18 protein-coding genes are annotated in these 19630 nt (G+C 53.5%); 10 read left to right on the forward strand and 8 right to left on the reverse strand.

The genetic code is table 11. The features are described 5' to 3' along the window. Window positions 1-289 precede the first annotated feature (289 nt). Entirely contained in the window at window positions 290-1306 is a 1017-nt protein-coding gene (locus P1X16_RS03295) for a dipeptide epimerase (protein ID WP_277226326.1), read from the forward strand. 26 nt (window positions 1307-1332) lie between these two features. Here P1X16_RS03295 and P1X16_RS03300 read toward each other — a convergent pair whose 3' ends face one another. Then, a complete protein-coding gene (locus tag P1X16_RS03300; RefSeq protein ID WP_277226328.1) occupies window positions 1333-1920 on the reverse strand; it encodes a DUF6799 domain-containing protein in 588 nt (195 codons plus the stop codon). A 160-nt stretch (window positions 1921-2080) separates the two neighbouring features. On the opposite strand from P1X16_RS03300, the gene P1X16_RS03305 reads away from it, so the two are divergent. Next, window positions 2081-2527 carry a MarR family transcriptional regulator gene (locus tag P1X16_RS03305; RefSeq protein ID WP_277226330.1) on the forward strand — a complete coding sequence of 149 codons (447 nt, stop codon included), beginning with the start codon at window positions 2081-2083 and terminating at the stop codon, window positions 2525-2527. Between the two features lie 54 nt (window positions 2528-2581). Beyond that, on the forward strand, window positions 2582-3274 hold the full coding sequence (locus tag P1X16_RS03310; RefSeq protein ID WP_277226331.1) for a YceI family protein: 693 nt from the start codon (window positions 2582-2584) through the stop codon (window positions 3272-3274). 74 nt (window positions 3275-3348) lie between these two features. On the opposite strand, the gene P1X16_RS03315 is transcribed toward P1X16_RS03310, so the two are convergent. Further along, window positions 3349-4113, reverse strand: a complete 765-nt coding sequence (locus tag P1X16_RS03315; RefSeq protein WP_277226332.1) for a hypothetical protein — start codon at window positions 4111-4113, stop codon at window positions 3349-3351. 32 nt (window positions 4114-4145) lie between these two features. Then, entirely contained in the window at window positions 4146-4703 is a 558-nt protein-coding gene (locus tag P1X16_RS03320) for a hypothetical protein (RefSeq protein WP_277226333.1), read from the reverse strand. Between the two features lie 334 nt (window positions 4704-5037). Between P1X16_RS03320 and P1X16_RS03325 the strand changes: the two genes are divergently transcribed. The 6 genes from P1X16_RS03325 (at window position 5038) to P1X16_RS03350 (ending at window position 12650) form a co-directional block, all read left to right on the forward strand. Then, a complete protein-coding gene (locus P1X16_RS03325) occupies window positions 5038-5319 on the forward strand; it encodes an ATP-dependent Clp protease adaptor ClpS (protein ID WP_245122861.1) in 282 nt (93 codons plus the stop codon). Window positions 5320-5417: 98 nt separating this feature from the next. Continuing rightward, window positions 5418-6032 carry a recombination mediator RecR gene (recR, locus tag P1X16_RS03330; protein ID WP_277226336.1) on the forward strand — a complete coding sequence of 205 codons (615 nt, stop codon included), beginning with the start codon at window positions 5418-5420 and terminating at the stop codon, window positions 6030-6032. A gap of 204 nt (window positions 6033-6236) precedes the next feature. Next, window positions 6237-7616, forward strand: a complete 1380-nt coding sequence (locus P1X16_RS03335) for an aspartate kinase (protein ID WP_277226337.1) — start codon at window positions 6237-6239, stop codon at window positions 7614-7616. Window positions 7617-7744: 128 nt separating this feature from the next. Then, window positions 7745-9832: a glycosyltransferase family 2 protein gene (locus P1X16_RS03340; protein ID WP_277226339.1), complete on the forward strand. Its 2088-nt coding sequence runs from the start codon at window positions 7745-7747 to the stop codon at window positions 9830-9832. 452 nt (window positions 9833-10284) lie between these two features. Next, window positions 10285-11514, forward strand: a complete 1230-nt coding sequence (locus P1X16_RS03345; RefSeq protein WP_277226341.1) for a pyridoxal phosphate-dependent aminotransferase — start codon at window positions 10285-10287, stop codon at window positions 11512-11514. A 113-nt stretch (window positions 11515-11627) separates the two neighbouring features. Then, the gene (locus tag P1X16_RS03350; RefSeq protein ID WP_277226343.1) at window positions 11628-12650 is read left to right on the forward strand and encodes a bifunctional ADP-heptose synthase; all 1023 of its coding nucleotides are present in this window, start codon (window positions 11628-11630) and stop codon (window positions 12648-12650) included. Between the two features lie 55 nt (window positions 12651-12705). Here P1X16_RS03350 and P1X16_RS03355 read toward each other — a convergent pair whose 3' ends face one another. From P1X16_RS03355 to P1X16_RS03370, 4 genes are all read right to left on the reverse strand, one after another. Beyond that, complete coding sequence (locus P1X16_RS03355; protein WP_277226344.1) at window positions 12706-13959, reverse strand: M1 family aminopeptidase; 1254 nt, start codon at window positions 13957-13959, stop codon at window positions 12706-12708. Window positions 13960-13987: 28 nt separating this feature from the next. Beyond that, entirely contained in the window at window positions 13988-14251 is a 264-nt protein-coding gene (locus P1X16_RS03360) for a hypothetical protein (protein WP_277226346.1), read from the reverse strand. A gap of 119 nt (window positions 14252-14370) precedes the next feature. Beyond that, window positions 14371-15402 (reverse strand): uroporphyrinogen decarboxylase, encoded by a 1032-nt coding sequence (gene hemE, locus P1X16_RS03365; protein WP_277226347.1) that lies wholly within the window; start codon window positions 15400-15402, stop codon window positions 14371-14373. A gap of 198 nt (window positions 15403-15600) precedes the next feature. After that, window positions 15601-16218: a MarC family protein gene (locus tag P1X16_RS03370; RefSeq protein ID WP_277226349.1), complete on the reverse strand. Its 618-nt coding sequence runs from the start codon at window positions 16216-16218 to the stop codon at window positions 15601-15603. A 214-nt stretch (window positions 16219-16432) separates the two neighbouring features. Between P1X16_RS03370 and P1X16_RS03375 the strand changes: the two genes are divergently transcribed. Next, complete coding sequence (locus P1X16_RS03375) at window positions 16433-17599, forward strand: endonuclease/exonuclease/phosphatase family protein (RefSeq protein ID WP_277226350.1); 1167 nt, start codon at window positions 16433-16435, stop codon at window positions 17597-17599. Between the two features lie 76 nt (window positions 17600-17675). Here P1X16_RS03375 and dnaK read toward each other — a convergent pair whose 3' ends face one another. Then, window positions 17676-19622 (reverse strand): molecular chaperone DnaK, encoded by a 1947-nt coding sequence (dnaK, locus tag P1X16_RS03380; RefSeq protein ID WP_277226352.1) that lies wholly within the window; start codon window positions 19620-19622, stop codon window positions 17676-17678. Window positions 19623-19630: the final 8 nt, after the last annotated feature.

Here is a 19630-nt window from a genome sequence, read left to right on the forward strand (position 1 = left end):
AAGATAGGTTTTTGGGCTTCCCTATCGGCGGTCTGGGGTTTGCACTCAACAAACCAACTTATTCTGGAGGTTCAACAATGCAGTTATGCCTATGGTATGGCCCTCTTTCGTGGAGACAACCAACCCACAAGTTCTAACTGCTTCGGGGTGCCGTGCAGGGCAACAACTCGAATATGTGTACAGCAGGCAACAGCAAACGGCCATTCAGTTTCAATAAAACGCAACCAGTCATACTATCTAACCGAAACTAGACGCTTATACTGCTAGCTTTGGTTTTTCTCGTTACTGCATGCTTACCTGGACCCTTACGCCTCTCGTCTTACCGTTGCGCTTCACTTGGAAAATTTCGCGCAATGCTTCCACTACCAAAACCAACCTGATCGTGCGGGTGCAAGACCCAAAGGGAGGACCCGTTGGAATGGGGGAGGCGGCTCCTAATATCCGCTATGGCGAAACCCCTGAGGCGCTGCAAATGGAGTTCACGGCTTTGCTGCAAGCTGGCCTAGACAAAATTCGGACGGAAGCAGAGTTGCAAGAGTTTCTAACGGCACATCCACCGGCGCATGCGCTGCGTTTTGCTATTGAGTCGGCCTTTATACAATGGGCTGCCGCCCAAGCAGGAAAGCCGGTTTGGCAGTGGCTAGGCGCTCCCGAACCCGCCCGCGCCGTGCCGACGGCTTTTACACTCCCCATTATGGCACCCGGCGAAGTGGCCGAATTTGTGCGCGAGCAGCGCATGGACCGCTTTCAGATTCTGAAAGTGAAAGTAAACGAGGAAAGCGGCTACGACCTGCTACGCGAAATCACGCGTCTACTGCCTGGCCGGCCCCTTATCATCGACGGCAACGAGGCGTGGAAGGATGCCGATGCAGTACTTGCCTTTGTAGAACAGGTGGCCCCTTTGCCTGGCCTGCATGCGCGCCTACTCGAGCAGCCCCTACCCGCCAGCCACGCCGCCGACTACCAATATATGCGTGCCCGCTCGCCCTGGCCGCTCTTCGCCGACGAATCGGTGACGGACACTGCCGATTTTGAAGCTATTGCGCAGCAGTTTCACGGCGTGAACATGAAGCTCATGAAGGCCGGCGGTTACCGCAACGGGCTGCGTATTCTGCACGAAACCCGAGCACATGGTCTGCAAACCATGATGGGCTGCATGGTCGAAACCTCGTTGGCTATTTGGGGGGCACTCCAAATCAGCGCTTTGGCGGAAGTTTGCGACTTGGATGGCCTGCTCATCGTCCAGAATGAGCCTTTTGGCTTGGTGCGGGAAGAAGCCGGGCTTTTGCATCGGCAAGATGTATAGAGCCGTTGCTTTAAGGGGCGAAACAGTTACCGGTTTATTTGCGCATCAAGCGATTTAAGCTGCTGGTTGAGCTTATCGAGGGCTGCTTGATTGGCAGGATTAGGCGTCATCAAGCTGATCTTCTGATTCAGGAGTTGAATTTTGCGCGTGAGTAAGCCCGTTAATTCCTCGGAAACGGGCGTGCCCGACACGGTAGTGCTTGTGGCAGTAGTGCCGCGTTCTATGTATTGGTTGTACTGCGCAGTGGCTGGCACTGAGTTGTCGCCGCGGGCGGCAGCAGCACTGGCTGGGGTGGCGTACACAATGTCGCCGTTCATTTTCACGTAGTCGCCTTCTCGGAGCGTTGTTTTCTTGCCCGTTGTAAATTCGACTATTCCGCTTTTATAATTTATTTTAGTGCCATTTGACAGTACCACATTCTTGGAAAGGGGGCTGGAACGATTTCCTTGCACCAACAGTAGGGTTCCATCCTGCATCACAAACCGATCCGATGAATTGGCAGCAATAGCACCGGCTGATGGCGCGATTTTAGATTGAGCCGCCACTTGACGCGGGATGAGTGAGGAGAATGCAAATAATAGTAGCAGCGAAAACAGCCTATACAGTATATTCATGGAATAAGATGGAAGGCTGCTCTTTACGATGGATAGCACAAAATGGCTATTTAGTGGAATCTGTAAATTCAATAGTAAAAATATTTTTCAAACAGTGTTGCGACATTAAATGTATGTACATATATTTGCAACGCCTTTCCAAGGTACCCTTTTCCAAATCATGAAAATAGAAGACGAAATCAAACAGCCAGTCTTTAAAGATGCCTTTCAAAAGGGGTTAATCAACCTAGTCTATACAGCTGGCTGGGTGCAGCAGCGCAATTCAAGCCAGTTCAAGGAGTTTGGAATTACGCTACCCCAGTTCAACATACTCCGGATCCTGCGTGGTCAGCACCCCAAGCCAGCCACCGTCAATCTGCTCATCGAGCGGATGCTTGATAAGACCAGCAACGCTTCTCGCATTGTAGATAAGTTGGAAGCCAAGAAACTCGTGACGCGCACCGTGTGCCCCAGCAACCGCCGCGCAGTCGATATCTGCATCACCGATTCGGGCTTGGAACTGCTACAAGAAATAGACAAAGTGCTTGAGCGGGAGCCCCTGCTGCATAAACTGACCGAAGCAGAAGTCTCGCAACTCAGCGACTTACTAGATAAAATCCGCGACTGACGGCACTCTCAGTTACTCTCCCTTTTACTTTTCATTTTCACACTCGCCTTACTCATGAAAAAGATCATTTTGCCAGCTCTGTTAGCGGTTTCGCTGCTTGTAGCTCCTGCCATGGCCGGTACGCCATCAACCGAGAAAGCTCCTGTTTCCAGCCGCAAAGCTGCCGACAAAACCTTTAAACTACAGACGCAACTAAGCACCCTCGGTTGGGTAGGCAAGAAGGTAACGGGCCAGCACAACGGCAACGTGCAGTTTAAAGATGGCACTGTAATCGTGCGCGGCAACCAGATTGTAGGCGGCATGTTCACCGTGGACATGACCTCGTTGAAAATCGAGGACATCAAGGATGCCGAAACCAACGGCAAATTAATGGGTCACCTCCGTTCCGATGACTTCTTCTCTATCGACAAGAACCCAACATCTACTTTCAACATCACGAAGGTAACGCCAATGAAAGCCGACGCCGCTGGCAACAACGCTACCATCACCGGCGACCTAACCATCAAAGGCATCACCAAGCCCATCAGCTTCCCTGCTAAAGTGGGTGTGAAAGGCAACTTGGCATCCGCTAGCGGCACCGCCACCATCGACCGCACCAAGTTCGACATCAAATACGGCTCGAAGTCGTTCTTCGAAGGCATCGGCGACAAAGCCATCATGGATGATTTCACCATGAGCTTCAACGTTATTGCTAAAAACGAGCCTGGCGAAAGCGCTTCCGCTAAGCCTGCCAAAGCTTCTAAGTAATACGTTCAGAAACCTTCACGGGTAGTTAAAAAGCCCTGCTGGCAGTTGTCAGCAGGGCTTTTCTTTGCCTTACTTTATTGCTGGCGGCTCTGGCGTTCTAGCATCTGCTGTTGTAGGGATGCCGCTAGGCCCGAGGCGGGTTGCCGTGTAGGAGGAGCATTCAGGTTGCGCAGGTCGAAGCGCAGCCAGTAGGTGCCATCGGCATGCGTAAACTCACGGTCCTGATTGGTATCGGGACGAACCTCCATCAAGAGAAGAGTGCTTTTCTGTAGCAACTGGCGGCTTTCTAGGCGCGTGCCATCGGGCGTGAGCTGACGAAACTGTCGGCCGCTACGGTCGGATACGAACAAGGCGCTGGCATCCTCATCGTTTTGTGCGCCGTCAGCGTTGGTGTCGGCCTTGATGAGGGTATAAAACAAGAACGGCCAGCGAGCATCGGGCTTCTTATCAGTATCTATTTCCGAAATCACAAAACGGCCATGCGGTAGCAGAGCATGTTCCTCCATGGTTGATTTTTGGAAGAACAGCACGTTGTAACAAGTGCCTTCAATGCCACTCGTGTTGCTGTATTCGCTTTCGTAGGAGCTGCTCGATAGTATTCTGCTCTGCGTTTCGCCAGCTAGGGGTACCACCGATACGGGCTGATAGTAGAAATCGGTGCTATCTAGATCGACAGGCCGATTGTAATGCACTCTGAATTCCTGTGCCGCTTTCTGTACGGCTGCCGCATTGGGCGCGGCATTGGCTGTAGCGGGGGCCGGGCGGCGGGAGGTGCCATCGGAGCAAGCAGTTAGGAAACCGAGAAAGGCTAGAACTGCTAACGAGCGAGGTAGGAGCATAGAGGCAAGCGGGAAGTTTCAATAAAAGTTGATTAGTCCGGCAGCACTAGCTCTCTCGGTAAGCTAAACTTAAGACCATGACTTTTATTGCGCGCATGTAGCTGCCCCAAAAACTCATCTATATCCGACTTATACTCCAGCCATAAGTCTTCGTGCAGATTGCCAATTACTAGTTGCGTAGTGCGTGCTGCCAGCCGCGCCGTAGCCGTGTAGAAGCCTCCGTACACACTATCGAACTGGCCGGAATAGTTATCGAAGATTAGGCGCAGAATGTAGAGGTTGAGGTCGATTTCTAGGCGCTTGTCTTTGGTGATGCGGCGGGCGCGGGCCACTTCTTTGGTGGCTTTTTGCAGGGCTTTGGTGAGGCTGCGGTTGAGCAACCGGCCCGTAGCACCCACCGCAAATAGCTCATGAATCCGGTCGGAAGTTTCTTCGAATACCGTTTCAATGGTCACATCGGGTAGCAATTCGAAGCTAAGCGTATCGTAGAGTTCAGCGTCGCGGCGCGCTGCACGCAGCAGCAGGGTTTCTTTTTCCTTATCGGAGAGGCGGTTGATGGCTTTTTTGAAGTCAGCGGACGGAACGGGCATAGCAGAAGGAAACGGCGAATTTGGCTTGAAAATAAAGTAGAAACGGAGCAGCCAACTATTAGTCGGGCTAGCCGCTTTCGGAGAGGGTGATTTTTAACGTAATCGAGTCTGCGCTGCTACACTGCCTCGTTGTTGGTGGAGGCGGGGCTAAGCAGGAGCTTATCTTGCAATTTGCCATCTTGTTTTAACTGGAAAGGCGCCTGAAAATATTTGTTGCGTAGCGGCTAATACTTTCCCGAAAGTGCCGAAACGTTTCTGCCTTTCAAGGGGTTATATAAGGCCGGTAGAAGCCATCAAGCCCGTTTTTTTGCTCGTTTTTACGTACTTTTGTACCATGAATAGCAAACCACAAATCGACTACGACGAAGACGTCCTGTTGTTGGAAGAAACCACTGATGTGCGTGACCTAATTGTATACAACGACGACATCAACACCTTCGACCACGTCATCAAAACCCTCATCGATGTGTGCGGCCACGAGCCGGAACAGGCCGAGCAGTGCACCTTGCTCATCCACTACAAAGGGCAGTGCACGGTAAAGCATGGCGTCTACGATGAATTGGCGGCTATGTGCACCGCCATCCACGACCGAGGCATTTCGGCCGACGTTTTATAAGTGGTTGCCTTGTTAAGGGTTAGCTAGCAGGTTGTTTTGCCACCCTGCCCGCATGACTATTTACTTGACAGTTCAACCATTCAACTATTTACTACTGAATGGATTTTCCTTCTAAACTGATTGAAAACGCCGTTGGGGAACTGTCTAAGCTACCCGGCATCGGTAAGAAAACTGCGTTGCGTTTGGCGCTGCACCTGCTCAAGGCCGAAACGGATACCACCGCTTCGTTGGCAGAGGCACTAGCCAAAATGCGCTTCGACATTCGCTACTGCGACACCTGTCATAATATTTCTGACACCCCCGAATGCACTATCTGCGCCAACAAGCTCCGCGACCATAGCATTATTTGCGTGGTGTCGGACATCCGCGACGTTATTGCCATCGAGAATACGGGGCAGTATAAAGGCGGCTACCACGTGCTCGGTGGGGTTATTTCGCCTATCGAAGGTGTAGGCCCTAGCGACCTGCAAATTGATTCGTTGGTGCAACGCATTAGCGCACCGGGTTCAGAAATTAAAGAAGTTATTCTGGCCATCAGCCCTACTATGGAAGGTGATACCACTGCCTTCTATCTTTCACGTAGGCTGCGCGACTTTGCCGAAGTGCACATCAGCTCTATTGCCCGCGGCATTCCGATGGGCGGCGAACTGGAGTACGCCGATGAGATTACGCTAGGCCGCAGTATAGTCGAGCGCCAGCGTCAAGCCAAATAACATCATCTGCAACATCCTCACTTTCAGAAAGGTCATCACTGTACGTGGTGGCCTTTTTTGTTAAGGTTGGATTTGCTCGTCAATCCGGATTGTAGCAGGCAGCGTACCTGCTTGGGAGCAGCCTTCGGCTGTGGATGGGCGGCTTTGTATACTGAATATGTGGGTCTTGGTGTCTATGTTTGCCGTCCAACCTTTGCTACTTTCATGCTTACTGTAGAAAAAATAGGTGGTACGTCGATGAGTGCCTTTGGCGACGTGCTGCGCAACATCATTGAATTCAACCGCACGGGCGCTGAACTCTACAACCGGATCTTTGTGGTATCGGCCTATGCTGGGGTTACGAACTGGCTGCTCGAAAACAAGAAAACCGGGGAGCCTGGCGTCTACCACCGCATCACCGAACACAAGAAATTTCATCGGGCGCTGGCCGAAGTAGCCTCGAAACTCAAGGAACTGAACCGGCAGTACGAGCCGCTAGGATTAGACCTGGCCGTTGCCGACGCCTTTATCGAGCAACGTATTCAGGATGCGCAAACCTACCTCAACAGCCTAACCAATATCCTGGCGTCCGGCTATGTGAGCAGCTACAACATTTTGCAAGCCGCCCGCGAAATCCTAGCCTCCATCGGCGAGACGCATTCGGCTTTCAACTCAGTTAACATCCTGCAAAACCGGGGCATCAATGCCACGCTCGTGGATTTGAGCGGCTTTCACGACCATAAGTCATACACCATCGACCAGCGCATCCGGCACGCTTTTAGGCGGATCAATTTCAGTGAAACCATCTGCATCGTCACGGGTTATGTGAAAGGCACAGAGGGAATTATGCGTGAGTTCGACAGAGGCTACTCGGAAGTTACTTTCAGCAAAATAGCGGTGGCCGTGAAGCCTAAAGAAGCCATTATTCACAAGGAGTACCACCTGTGCTCGGCCGACCCCGTGATGGTAGGGGTTGATAATTGTGAGCCTATTGGTTTCACCAACTACGATGTGGCCGACCAATTGGCTGACGTAGGCATGGAGGCTATTCATCCCAAAGCATCGAAGCCGCTGGAGATTAATAAGATCAATCTGCGCATCAAGAACACCTTCGAGCCCGAGCATCCCGGCACCCTTATCACCGAAGATTATGTGTCGCCGCAGAAGCGGGTAGAGGTGATTACGGGTACAGAGAAAGTGCTGATCATTGATGTGTACGATCCGCTGATGGTGGGAGCCGCTGGCTACGATCTGCATATTATGCAAACCTTCTACGACCTAGGCATCAGCTACAGCTTCAAGGCCACCAGTGCTAACAGCATTTCGGTGGTTATCTGGGAGAAAGACTTCAACAAAAAGCTGGTGCAAGACCTGCAAGAGAAGTACGAAAAGATAACCGTAGAGAAGGCCGCCATGGTGTGTTTGATAGGCTCCAACATCGACCAGCCAGGCCTGCTTGCCAAGGCGGCTGGGGCCCTGGCCGAGGCCAACATCAACATCATGAGCGCCGGTTTTGCGTTACGCAAGGTTAACATTCAGTTTCTAATTGCGCGCGCCGACTTCCGGGCAGCCGTTATTGCATTAAATAAGACACTGTTTTTCTGATATATACAGAAATGCTGACCAATGCTGTAGCTGAGGCCGTAACTCGTCCGCTGGAGGGCTATAGCGCCGAGGCCTAACTCTGTGTATCTTACGTTACCTCTCCAGAATCAGCCGTCCGTCCTGCGCCCGTGAAGCTTTCTGTCGTCATTGTCAACTACAACGTCTGCTACTTCCTGGAGCAGGCGTTACTCTCGGTGCGGCGGGCAGCTGAAAAGCTGGAACAGCCGGTCGAGGTGTTCGTGGTAGACAACAATTCGGTGGATGGCTCCGTGGCTATGGTGCGGACCCGGTTTCCGGAAATTATCCTGATTGAGAACAAAGACAATCCTGGGTTTTCCGTAGCCAACAATCAGGCGCTGCGCGAAGCGCAAGGCGAGTACGTCTTGCTTCTCAATCCCGATACGGTGGTAGAGGAAGACACCTTCCGGGCGTGCTGCGCGTTCATGGACGACCACCCCAATGCGGGCGGGTTAGGCGTGAAAATGCTGGATGGGCAAGGTAAATTTCTGCCGGAAAGCAAGCGAGGCTTGCCCACACCCTGGGTGGCGTTCTACAAAATCTTCGGGCTAGCCAAGCTGTTTCCGAAGTCGCGGCAGTTTGGGCGCTACCACCTCGGGTTTCTCGACAAAGACCAGACCCACGAGGTAGAGGTGCTCAGCGGTGCCTTCATGATGATGCGCCACGCCACGCTAGAGCAGATAGGCTTGCTCGACGAGGACTACTTCATGTACGGCGAGGACATTGACCTCTCGTACCGCATCACGCAGGGAGGATGGAAGAATTACTACTTCCCCCACACCCGCATCATTCACTACAAGGGCGAAAGCACCAAGCGCACGAGCGTCAACTATGTGTTCGTGTTTTACCGGGCCATGGTGATTTTTGCCCGCAAGCACTTTGCGCCCAAGCAGGCGGGCATGTTCTCGCTGCTCATCAACGCGGCCATCTGGTTGCGGGCGGGCATGGCAGTGGCCGAGCGCTTCATAACCCGGGCTGCCCCCGTGCTGCTCGATGCTGGCTTGATTTACATAGGGCTTTCGTTTTTGAAAACGTACTGGGAGCAGAACCACAAATTTGTGCGGACGCCCTACCCAGCGCAGTTTATGTTGGTGGCGGTGCCGGCCTACATTGTGGTCTGGCTTACCTCGGCTTACTTCAGCGGCGCCTACGACCAACCCAGCAAAACCTCACGCATTGCCCGCGGCATTTTCTTGGGCACGGTCCTGATTTCGGCTATCAGCAACTTCTTTGATGCGTGGCGCTTCTCGAAAGCACTCATTGTGCTGGGCGGCGTGTGGGCCGTTGCGGCGCTGCTAATCAGAATGATGGCAACGCACTTTTTGCGCTACCACGACCTGCGCTTGAATGACCGGCGTCAGAAAAACGTAGCCATTGTCGGTTCGTCGATAGAAAGCTTGCGGGTGCGCCGGTTGCTGGAGCACTCGGGCGTGCAGGCCCGTCTTATTGGCTACATAAGCCCTGATGCCGGCCCCGATATAGTGGTGCGCGAAAGTGGCCTGCTTGCTGCCGCTGTGGTGCCCATGAGAGGAGGAGCTTCCAGGCTGGAAACGGCCGTCATGGCTGCTGTGGCGGAAGCTCCTGCGGCAGTAGCCGCCCCACTTCCGCCCGACGACCAACTCGGCGAGGTGCGGCAACTAGCGGAAATCATTCGCATTTATGCCTTGGATGAGTTGATTTTCTGTGGTAAAGACTTATCAGCCAGTCAGATTATCGGCTTGATGGTGAGCTTGCCGCAACACCCACCCGTGGCCTACAAAATATTGCCGCAGGACAGCCAGTACATTATTGGCAGTTCGTCTAAAGACGCGCCCGGCGACTATTACGCTCTTGATATCACGCTCAATCTGTTTCGGCCACAGCAGGTGCGCAACAAGCGGATGTTGGATATCCTGGCGAGCTTGCTGTTACTTTTGGCGGCACCTCTATTGCTTGGGCTTCAATTCAACAAGGGTGGGTTTGTTCGCAACTGCCTGCGCGTATTAACAGGCACGCGTACCTGGGTGGGTATGTTGCACGCAGCAGCGCCTGGCCGTTTGGCTCGCGCCATACTTTCTCCGGCTGATGTTGCGCAGTCCGCTACTCCGCTTACCGAGGCCACCCGTCGCCGGTTGGAACTGCTCTACGCCAAGGATTACGAGCCTAGTACCGATGTCAGCATTCTGTTCCGCCGATTCAGGTGGTTGGGAACCGAATAGGGGAGAGGCTCTACTAGGACTAGTCAAACCAATTCAGTACGTAACCGGTGTTTGACGCCGTTGTAGTCGTAGCTCCATTCTTATAGGAAAAGGTCATGGGAAGCGGCTAAAGAACCCGTTAGAAATAATTATTCTTTGGAAATAGAGAAGCAGAAATGACCAGGTGAAGTACCCTGGTTCAAGTAGGTAAGAGAGTTAAAGCTTCAGCTGTTCTGAGGCACTAAAGGCCTTTTTCAGTGCCTTTGATGGCTTATTCTTTGGAAAAAGCTTGCAAGTCAATAAGGTTTCTACTGGTGCTGCTGGGAAGAGCGAAACCCAAGAACAGGCTTGTTTGGCTTATATAGAAGGCGAATAGAAAGAGTTTAGCTTGTGTAGCAAGCCACTTAGTAGCGCTGGTTAATTTACCCCAGACTCATTACATTCGCTCGCTTCACCAATTCGTCTTTGTAGTTATGTCTCAAGCTGTCACGCTCGCTCAGTCGCCTACGTCCATGCTATCCGACCGGATATTAGCCATGGAGGAATCACAGACCATTGCCATGGTCAAAAAGGGCCGAGAACTGAGCGCACAAGGTATTGATGTTATCAATCTGGGCTTCGGCGAGCCGGATTTCCAGACGCCGCAATACATCAAAGATGCCGCCAAAGCCGCCCTCGACGAAGGCTACACGTTCTATACGCCCGTCCCCGGCTACCCCGATCTGCGCAAGGCTATCTGCGAAAAGCTGAAGCGCGACAACAACCTCGAGTACAAAAACGAAAATATTGTTGTTAGCACCGGCGCCAAGCAGTCGTTGGCTAACGTGGTATTAAGCTTAGTAAACCCCGGCGACGAGGTTATTGTGTTTGCGCCGTATTGGGTGAGCTATACTGAGATAGTAAAGCTCGCCGAAGGAGTTACCGTAGAGCTAGTAGGCTCCATCGAAGACGACTTCAAGGCCACGGCCGCTCAGCTAGAAGCGGCCATTACGCCTCGTACCAAGCTCATCATGTACTCTTCGCCCTGCAACCCGACCGGTGCGGTGTTTACGCGGGAAGAAATGGCTGCTATTGCCGACGTAGTAGCCCGCAACCCGCACGTGTACGTGCTGGCCGATGAGATTTACGAGTACATCAACTTCGTGGGGGAACACGTGAGCCTTGCGCAATTCGACGAAATTAAGGACCGGGTTATTACGGTCAACGGCTTCTCGAAAGGCTACGCCATGACGGGCTGGCGCGTGGGCTACATTGCGGCCAGCGTAGAAATTGCGTGCGCCTGCGAAAAAATCCAGAGCCAGATTACCTCTGGTACATGTTCTATTGCGCAGCGGGCGGCCATTGTAGCGCTACAAGGAGGCCGGGCCACCGCGGACGAAATGGCTCAAGCCTACCACCGCCGCCGTGACTTAGTGCTGGATTTGGTGAAAGATATTCCGGGCCTCCGCACGCCTACCCCAAGCGGCGCCTTCTATATCTTCCCGGACGTGAGCGGCTATTTCGGCAAAACAACCCCCGATGGCCAAACCATAGAAAACGCCTACGACCTCGCCTTGTTTATCCTGCGCGATGCGCACGTAGCTTCCGTAGATGGTCGGGCATTTGGGGCACCCAACTGCATCCGGTTTAGCACCGCGGCTGCCGATGAGAAGTTGCGCGAAGCCTTTGCTCGTATCAAAAAGAGCTTGGCAACGCTAGTATAGGCCGCCACTAGCTTGGCTAGTAGGTTAATAACCTCACTTGGACATGGTCCTACGAGCCCGCTTAGGGAATTCGTAGGACCATGTACCTTTGCAGCCTTACTTAAACTGCCAGAATGCCCTTGCCTGCTGCACCCACCACGCTTCCCGAACTTTTCAACGCATTCAATCAGCTCACGGTGCTTGTAGTGGGCGACGTCATGATGGATGCGTATGTGTGGGGCAAAGCCACTCGTCTCTCACCCGAAGCGCCGGTACCCGTAGTCAACGTGAGCCGCACCGAGCAGCGGTTGGGCGGAGCTGCCAACGTAGCCTTGAATGTGCAGGCGCTCGGCGCGACGCCGCTGTTGTGCGCTGTGATAGGAGAGGACCAAGGCGGCGACCAATTGCTGGAACTGCTGCGTACCACGGGCCTTTCGGCCGAAGGCATTGTGCGCAGTGCGTACCGGCCCACCACCGTGAAACAACGCATCCTGGCCGCCGGTCAGCACCTGCTGCGCATCGATTCGGAGGTGGAAACCGACCTTAATCAAGAGGAAGGTGCGCAGCTAACGGCCCGCTACGAGGCGTTACTGTCGCGCGTGGATGTCGTGATATTCGAAGATTACGATAAGGGCGTACTCACCGAGGCGAGTATTCACTATTTCATTGACTTGGCCCGGCAGCGCGGCATTCCAACCGTGGTTGACCCCAAGAAAAAGAACTTCCTGGCATACCAGCACTGCACGCTGTTCAAGCCCAACCTGAAAGAGTTACGCGAAGGTCTCAAGCTGGAATTTAGCGACACCGATGCCGAGCGCCCACAATTCGAGGCAGCGGTAACTCGCTTACGCCAGTTGCTTACCCCAGAAATTGTGCTCGTTACGTTGTCTGAACGCGGAGTATTCGTGGAAAATGGACACGAGCAGCGCACTTACCTGTCTGCCCATCTGCGCACCATATCCGACGTGTCGGGAGCCGGCGATACCGTCATCAGCATTGCTGCACTGTGCGTGGCGCTAAAGCTGCCGGCTGCCGTTACGGCGGCGCTAGCCAACCTAGGCGGTGGCTTGGTTTGCGAGCAGGTAGGCGTGGTGCCAATCGAGAAACAGTTGCTGTTGAAAGAAGCGCAGGAAGTCGGATTGCAGCTTTTAGCATAAGCAAACAGGCTCCCCAAACGCTAATTTGCTTAACTAATTGATTGCTGCCTAATGGTTACCGCATAAGCTCAGCTTTTAGCCAGCGGCAGGTTTCTTCACCCGTTTCCTGGGCAACTATATCCAGAAAGGCGTCGGTAGTGGCTGTTTTCTGAGCGGCGGTCTTGGCCAGAACTGCGAAGAACTTCTCGTCGCCCACCCGCTGGTGCAAGGTTGCTAATACAACGGAGCCCTTATCGTAGATTACGCGGCGGTACGTGGCATAATTGTATTTGGTCTTATCAAACCCGATGATGGCCGGCGCGCCCGTTGCTGATTTGATCTTGGCATTCAGCAGTTGCCGATAAGATGCTGTATCACCTACGCACCGCAGGTACAGAAAGCTTGAATACGTGGCAAAAGCCTCGTTTAGCCAGTCGTTGTAGTCACTATAAGCACCGTAGCCCCACCACTTATGACTGATTTCGTGCGCTAAGATTGTTCGGTATTCCAATTGCTGAACATCAAAATCTGCATATGTGATTACCGTCGCATTATCTAGCATAGCAAAGGCATCCCGGTCGGTGCCAGGCAGGAAAATGCTGAAGCGCTTTATGGCATCCTGGCGCCCGATAGACTGATTATAGAAAGCAATAATTCGTTCAGATTCGCCTAACAGCAAGGAATCTAGCTTGAGCAGCGGACTACCTGCTTTATATATCGCAACCGATGGTACTGCCGAAGTAGATGCAAGTCGGTAAAATCGTTTGGCAACCAGAGCGGTAAGCTCGATGGCACAAGTAGCGCCTTGAAAGCGATACTGCTCAGCGCGCTTTCGGGTCGGTGGTGAAGTACTGATTACCGAGTATGCTTTAGGTGCCTCCACATCCAACGTATAATCGACCACTTCATATTCTTTATAGGGCAACAGAGGCATCCAATTGGTGTGCCCACTAAGCTCCAATACTTCGTTGGTGGCGTATTTCGCTGGTAGAGTACCTTCATAGGTTACGGTAATTTCTTTCGCTCGCCGATCCTGAATGGCATAACTTAGATTGATGCCTTGTAGCGTATCCTGAAAAACTGGATATAGATACCGCTCTATGCGCTGTTGTTTAACTCGTGGGCTTTCTACCGAAATGATTTTGTATTGCTTATTGAGGTTGAGCAGTACTTCAGCGGGCGCAGTCTCAGCAGGTAGAGTCAGCGTGTAGCGGCACCAGAACTTCTTTGTTTCGGGCTGCACCCGAAGCAGCACACGCACTTGATTTCGAGCCTCGCTCTGGACAACACACAACCCAACAAGCAAGAGCAGTAGTAGAAAACGTTTCATCTAACAATGTTATAAAGCAAGCAAATACCTAATGTGGCACTGCCACCCGTACGGAGTCTACCCCAAACCAGGTAGCCAGCCGCGTGTTTACCCCAAATCCATACACGGTAGACAAGTCGTCGGGAGGCAGAAAGGTGAGACGGTTGGTAAGCGGTGGCAGCGGCGGGACTTGAAGAGGAACGTGGGGCGTGCGGCTAGCTTGGCGAAGAGCCCCAAAACGGTAGTTCCACTGACGCGCATACTCTGGCGCATCGTATAGCAGGTCGAGGTAGGCGCGGGCACTGGACAGCACCTATCAAGCGGATCAGACGGGAATACGGCATATCAGATACAGGATAAATAAAACGCAGCCCACTTTGTAATGGGCTGCGTTGTTGGCAAACAAAGCTGAAGTCGCCAAGGCGTCGATAGTTAGCGCAGTTTCGGGCTGTACTCCTTCACTGTTTCGATAAATACCTTCACATTGTCGGGGTTGGTGTCGGGGTAAACGCCGTGGCCGAGGTTGGCAATGTGACGGTGCGGGCCGAACTGGTCGAGCATGGCAATAGTAGCGGCGCGCACTTGCTCGCGCGAGCCGTAGAGGGCGCAGGGGTCGAGGTTGCCTTGCAACGTTTTGTCGCCGACTAGTGGGCGAACGGCGCGGGCATCCTGGTTCCAGTCGAGGCCAATGGTACGGCAGGGGAGCTGCGCAAAATCTTCCACGGCCCAGAAAGCGCCTTTGGCAAATACCGTAACGGGCACCTCGGGAATGGCCCGGCAAATTTCAGCTATGTAGCGCGTGCTGAACTCTTGATAGTGCGCGGGCGGCAGTATCCCGGCCCACGAGTCAAACACCTGCACGATGTTGGCACCCGCTTCTACTTGCGCTTTCAGGTAAGCAATGGTAGTAGCGGTAATTTTGGCGAGCAGTTCGTGCGCCAAGGCAGGCTCGGCATACAGCATCCGGCGCGCTTTACTGAAGGTTTTCGAGCCGTGCCCTTCCACCATGTAAGCCAGAATAGTCCAGGGAGCACCGGCAAAACCGATGAGCGGCACCCGTCCATTAAGGGCCCGCTTAGTGACGCGGATAGCTTCCAGCACGTAGCCAAGGTGCTCTTCCGGGTCGGCAACGCGCATGCGGGCTATATCTTGCGCGGTTTTGATGGTTTCGGGGAAAAGCGGGCCCCTGGCTTCTACCATTTCATAGGTGAGGCCCATGGCTTCGGGGACCACCAGAATATCGGAGAAGATGATGGCGGCATCTACATTCAGTGCGTCAACGGGCTGAATGGTTACTTCGGCGGCCAGAGCCGGCGTTTCTACCAACTCCTTGAAACCGCTGAGGCGGCCTCGCAGGGCACGGTATTCGGGTAGGATGCGACCCGCCTGGCGCATCAGCCACACGGGGGTACGTTCGGTTTCTTCGCCGCGGGCGGCACGGAGGAGAAGGTCGTTTTTGAGCATAAGAAGCGCAGTGGCAGAGAAATCGGGCGCAAGGTACCACACAATCCGGCAGCAAAAGTCCTCGGAGTACGTATTAGCGAGTAGCTACGGCCGAGCTCGTCAGAACAGCGTCGTAACTCCGAAATTATCCTGGCAAGCAGACGTTAAACTAAGCAAGGCAATCTAAGCCTATACGCTACACCAAGCTAGCTGGCACTTTTACTCTTGAAACAGCGCCTTGATAGCTGTAGCTAAAAAGTTGACGCCGATAGCCAGCGTGATAAAACCCATAATGCGCGCCAAGGCTGCCATACCCGGCCGCCCCAGAAACCGAGTGAGCCGCAAAGACGACATCAGAATGATGTAGGCGGCCAGTGCCACCAGCACAAATCCTAGCACAATCAGGCCCATATCGAGGTAGCTAAGCTTCTCGGTAAACAACCCGATGCACACCGCCATCGAGCCGGGACCCGACAGCATGGGCATGGCCAGCGGCGTGAAAGAAATATCGTCTTTGTGCATGCTTTCTTCCAGCGTAGCCTCTGAAACTTTCGAGCGGTTGCCGCCCGGCGTGAGCAGGTCAAAGGCAGAGCGCATGAGCAAGATGCCGCCCGCTATGCGCAGGTGGTGGATATTGATGCCAAAAAAGTTGAGCACGTACTGTCCCGCAAAAAACGATACCGACAATACCCCAATCATGTAGAAGCACGCCCGGAGGCCTACGTTGGCACGCTCGGTGGGCGTGTCTTCTTCCGTCAGCGTCAGAAACACGGGCATAGCCCCGAACGGATTGACGACCGAAAACAGGGTAGTGAAGGTGGCGAGTAGAATTTCCATACAGGAGAGGCCGGTGCGAAACTATGCAAAGGTACACGCCCGCGCAGAAGCAGCAATTCAGGAAAATGTTATGTTTGGTAAGTCAACCGTAACGCTCCGTCAGCGTACAGACGAGCATTTAGCAGCCGACCTTATATTACCGTGGCGTGGTACTTGCAAAGTGCTATTGCCACTGCTCTGTTCCTCGTTCCCACACACCTCTTATACCTCACCCGTGCCCACCCTCGACGCCCCAATCTGGATTTTACTGGCACATGGCCTTACGTTGCTGCTAGCTGTACTGGCAGTGGTAGCCACCCTCTTGCCACTGTTGCGCCAAACGGCCTGGTGGATTCGGGTGTTTGACTTTCCCCGTTTGCAGATTGTGGGCGTAACGCTACTCGTGGTCATGGCTGCTTGGCTGCTCGACTGGCATCATCTGCCGGGCTTGGCGGGTTTAGGACTGATGACCGCACTCGGCGCGGTGGTGCTCTATCAATCGGTGCGAATTGCGCCTTACACTCGCATCGTGAAAAAGCAGGTGGGCGACAGTACCTTAAAGGATGGGCAAAAGCACATAAGCCTGGCCGTGATGAACGTGCTACAGTACAACAAGCACAGTGACATGGCATTACGTGTGCTTCAGCAAGTAGACCCCGACGTTATTATGGCGGTTGAGACGGATGAGTGGTGGCATAAGGAGTTGAAGCCCTTGGAAAAAACACACCCGTATACCTGCCACGAGCCACTCGACAACACCTACGGACTGCTGTTCTTCTCCCGGCTGCCATTGGAAGGATGCCAAGTGAAATATCTGCTCGACGATGATGTGCCCTCGCTGCACACGCGTATCCAATTGCCCGATGGCAAAACATGGGTGCGCCTCTACGGGCTGCATCCCAAGCCACCAGCACCTGCCGAATCTAAAACCAGTACCAAGCGCGATGCAGAATTATTACTAGTTGGCAAGGAAATAAATGAGCACGAAGAGCCCACTATTGTGTTCGGGGACATGAACGATGTGGCCTGGTCGCACACGTCTGAATTATTTCGGCGGATAAGCGGACTGATGGACCCTCGCGTAGGCAGAGGCTTGCTTCCCACGTTTCACGCCGACTACTTAGCTCTACGGTGGCCCCTCGACCACGTGTTTGTATCGCCCGACTTTAAGGTCGATGACATTCAGCGCTTGCCTTACGTTGGCTCCGACCACTTTCCTATCTATATCAAGCTTAGCTATGAGCCCTACGACAAAAAGGTACAGGAAGAAAATGCCGAACAAGCCGACGCCGACGACTACCAGGAAGCCAACGAAAAAATTCGGGAAGGCTTCGAAGAAGAAGTAGAGGAAGAGTTGGAAGAGGTAACTAATGCTGAAGAGGCAAAGAAGGTGACAAGCTAACTTGAAGCTACACGCAACAAAAAAGGGCCGGAAGCTATATGCTTCCGGCCCTTTTTTACTTAGTGAAGAGCAGTTATTACTTGGTGCCTACTTCTTCGTAATCCACGTCGGTTACGTTGTCGTGGGGCTGACCTTGCTGGCCATTGCCGTTTGGCTGACCACCACCGAAGGGGTTACCACCGTCGGCACCGGGCTGGCCGTCGGCACCACCTTGGGTGGCAGCGTACATCTCTTGCGAGGCAGCCTGCCAAGCAGCGTTGATAGCCTCCATAGCGGTGTCAATCTGGCTGATGTCTTTGCTCTCGTGGGCCTTTTTGAGGTCGCCGAGGGCATTTTCAACGGCCGTCTTGTTGCCAGCGCTTAGTTTGTCGCCGTACTCTTTGAGTTGCTTCTCGGTCTGGAAGATCATCGAGTCAGCAGCGTTGATTTTGCCGATACGCTCGGTCTCTGCCTTGTCGGCTTCGGCGTTGGCTGCGGCTTCGTTGCGCATCCGCTCGATGTCGGCGTCGGTGAGGCCCGACGAAGCTTCGATGCGGATTTTCTGCTCTTTGCCAGTGCCTTTGTCTTTAGCTGATACATGCAGGATACCGTTGGCGTCAATGTCGAAGGTTACTTCGATTTGCGGTACGCCGCGGGGTGCTGGTGGAATCGAGTCGAGGTGGAAGCGGCCGATGGTGCGGTTCTGCGAAGCCAGCGGACGCTCGCCTTGCAACACGTGGATTTCCACCGAAGGCTGGTTGTCGGAAGCCGTCGAGAAAGTCTCCGACTTCTTGGTAGGAATGGTCGTATTCGACTCGATGAGCTTGGTCATAACGCCGCCCATCGTCTCGATACCCAACGAAAGCGGGGTCACGTCGAGCAGGAGCACATCCTTCACTTCACCGGTCAGTACTCCACCCTGGATAGCAGCACCGATGGCCACTACTTCGTCGGGGTTCACACCTTTCGAAGGCTTCTTACCGAAGAACTTCTCTACTTCTTCTTGGATGCGCGGAATGCGGGTCGAACCACCTACGAGGATAACCTCGTTGATATCCGACGTGCTCAAGCCAGCATCTTGCAGAGCCTTCTTCACGGGCTCCATCGAACGACGAACCAGGTTGTCGGCGAGTTGCTCGAACTTAGCGCGGCTCAGTTTCACCACCAAGTGCTTCGGACCCGAAGCCGTGGCAGTTACGTAGGGCAGGTTGATTTCCGTCTCAGTCGACGAAGACAACTCTACTTTGGCTTTCTCGGCAGCTTCTTTCAAGCGCTGCAGAGCCATTGCATCTTTGCGCAGGTCGAGGCCTTCGTTTTCGCTGGCGAAAGTTTCAGCCAAGAAGTTGATGATTACTTGGTCGAAGTCGTCACCACCGAGGTGGGTGTCACCGTTGGTGCTCAGTACTTCAAACACACCGTCGCCGAGCTCCAAGATAGAGATATCGAAGGTACCACCACCAAGGTCGTACACGGCAATCTTCTGGTCGGTGTGCTTTTTATCGAGGCCGTAGGCCAGAGCAGCGGCAGTAGGCTCGTTGATGATGCGTTTTACGTCGAGGCCAGCAATAGCACCGGCTTCTTTGGTAGCTTGGCGCTGTGCGTCGTTGAAGTAAGCAGGTACCGTAATAACGGCTTCCGTTACAGTCTGGCCGAGGTAGTCTTCAGCCGTTTGCTTCATTTTCTGAAGCACCATAGCCGAAATCTCCTGCGGCGTGTACTGACGGTCGCCAATCTTCACGGCCACCGTGTTATTGGAACCGCGCTCTAGCGCGTAGGATACGTTTTTAGCCTCTTCAGTCACTTCGCCAAAGGCACGGCCCATGAAGCGCTTAATCGACTGAATGGTGTTCGTAGGGTTGGTAATGGCTTGACGTTTTGCCGGGTCACCGACTTTCCGCTCGCCCTTACCGTTGTCCAGGAAAGCCACAATAGACGGAGTCGTCCGCCGGCCTTCGCTGTTCGGAATTACCACCGGCTCGTTGCCTTCCATTACGGCCACGCACGAGTTGGTGGTTCCGAGGTCAATACCGATTATTTTGCCCATTTGGATGG

The sequence above is a fragment of the Hymenobacter sp. YC55 genome (assembly GCF_029433095.1).
Lineage (GTDB): Bacteria > Bacteroidota > Bacteroidia > Cytophagales > Hymenobacteraceae > Hymenobacter.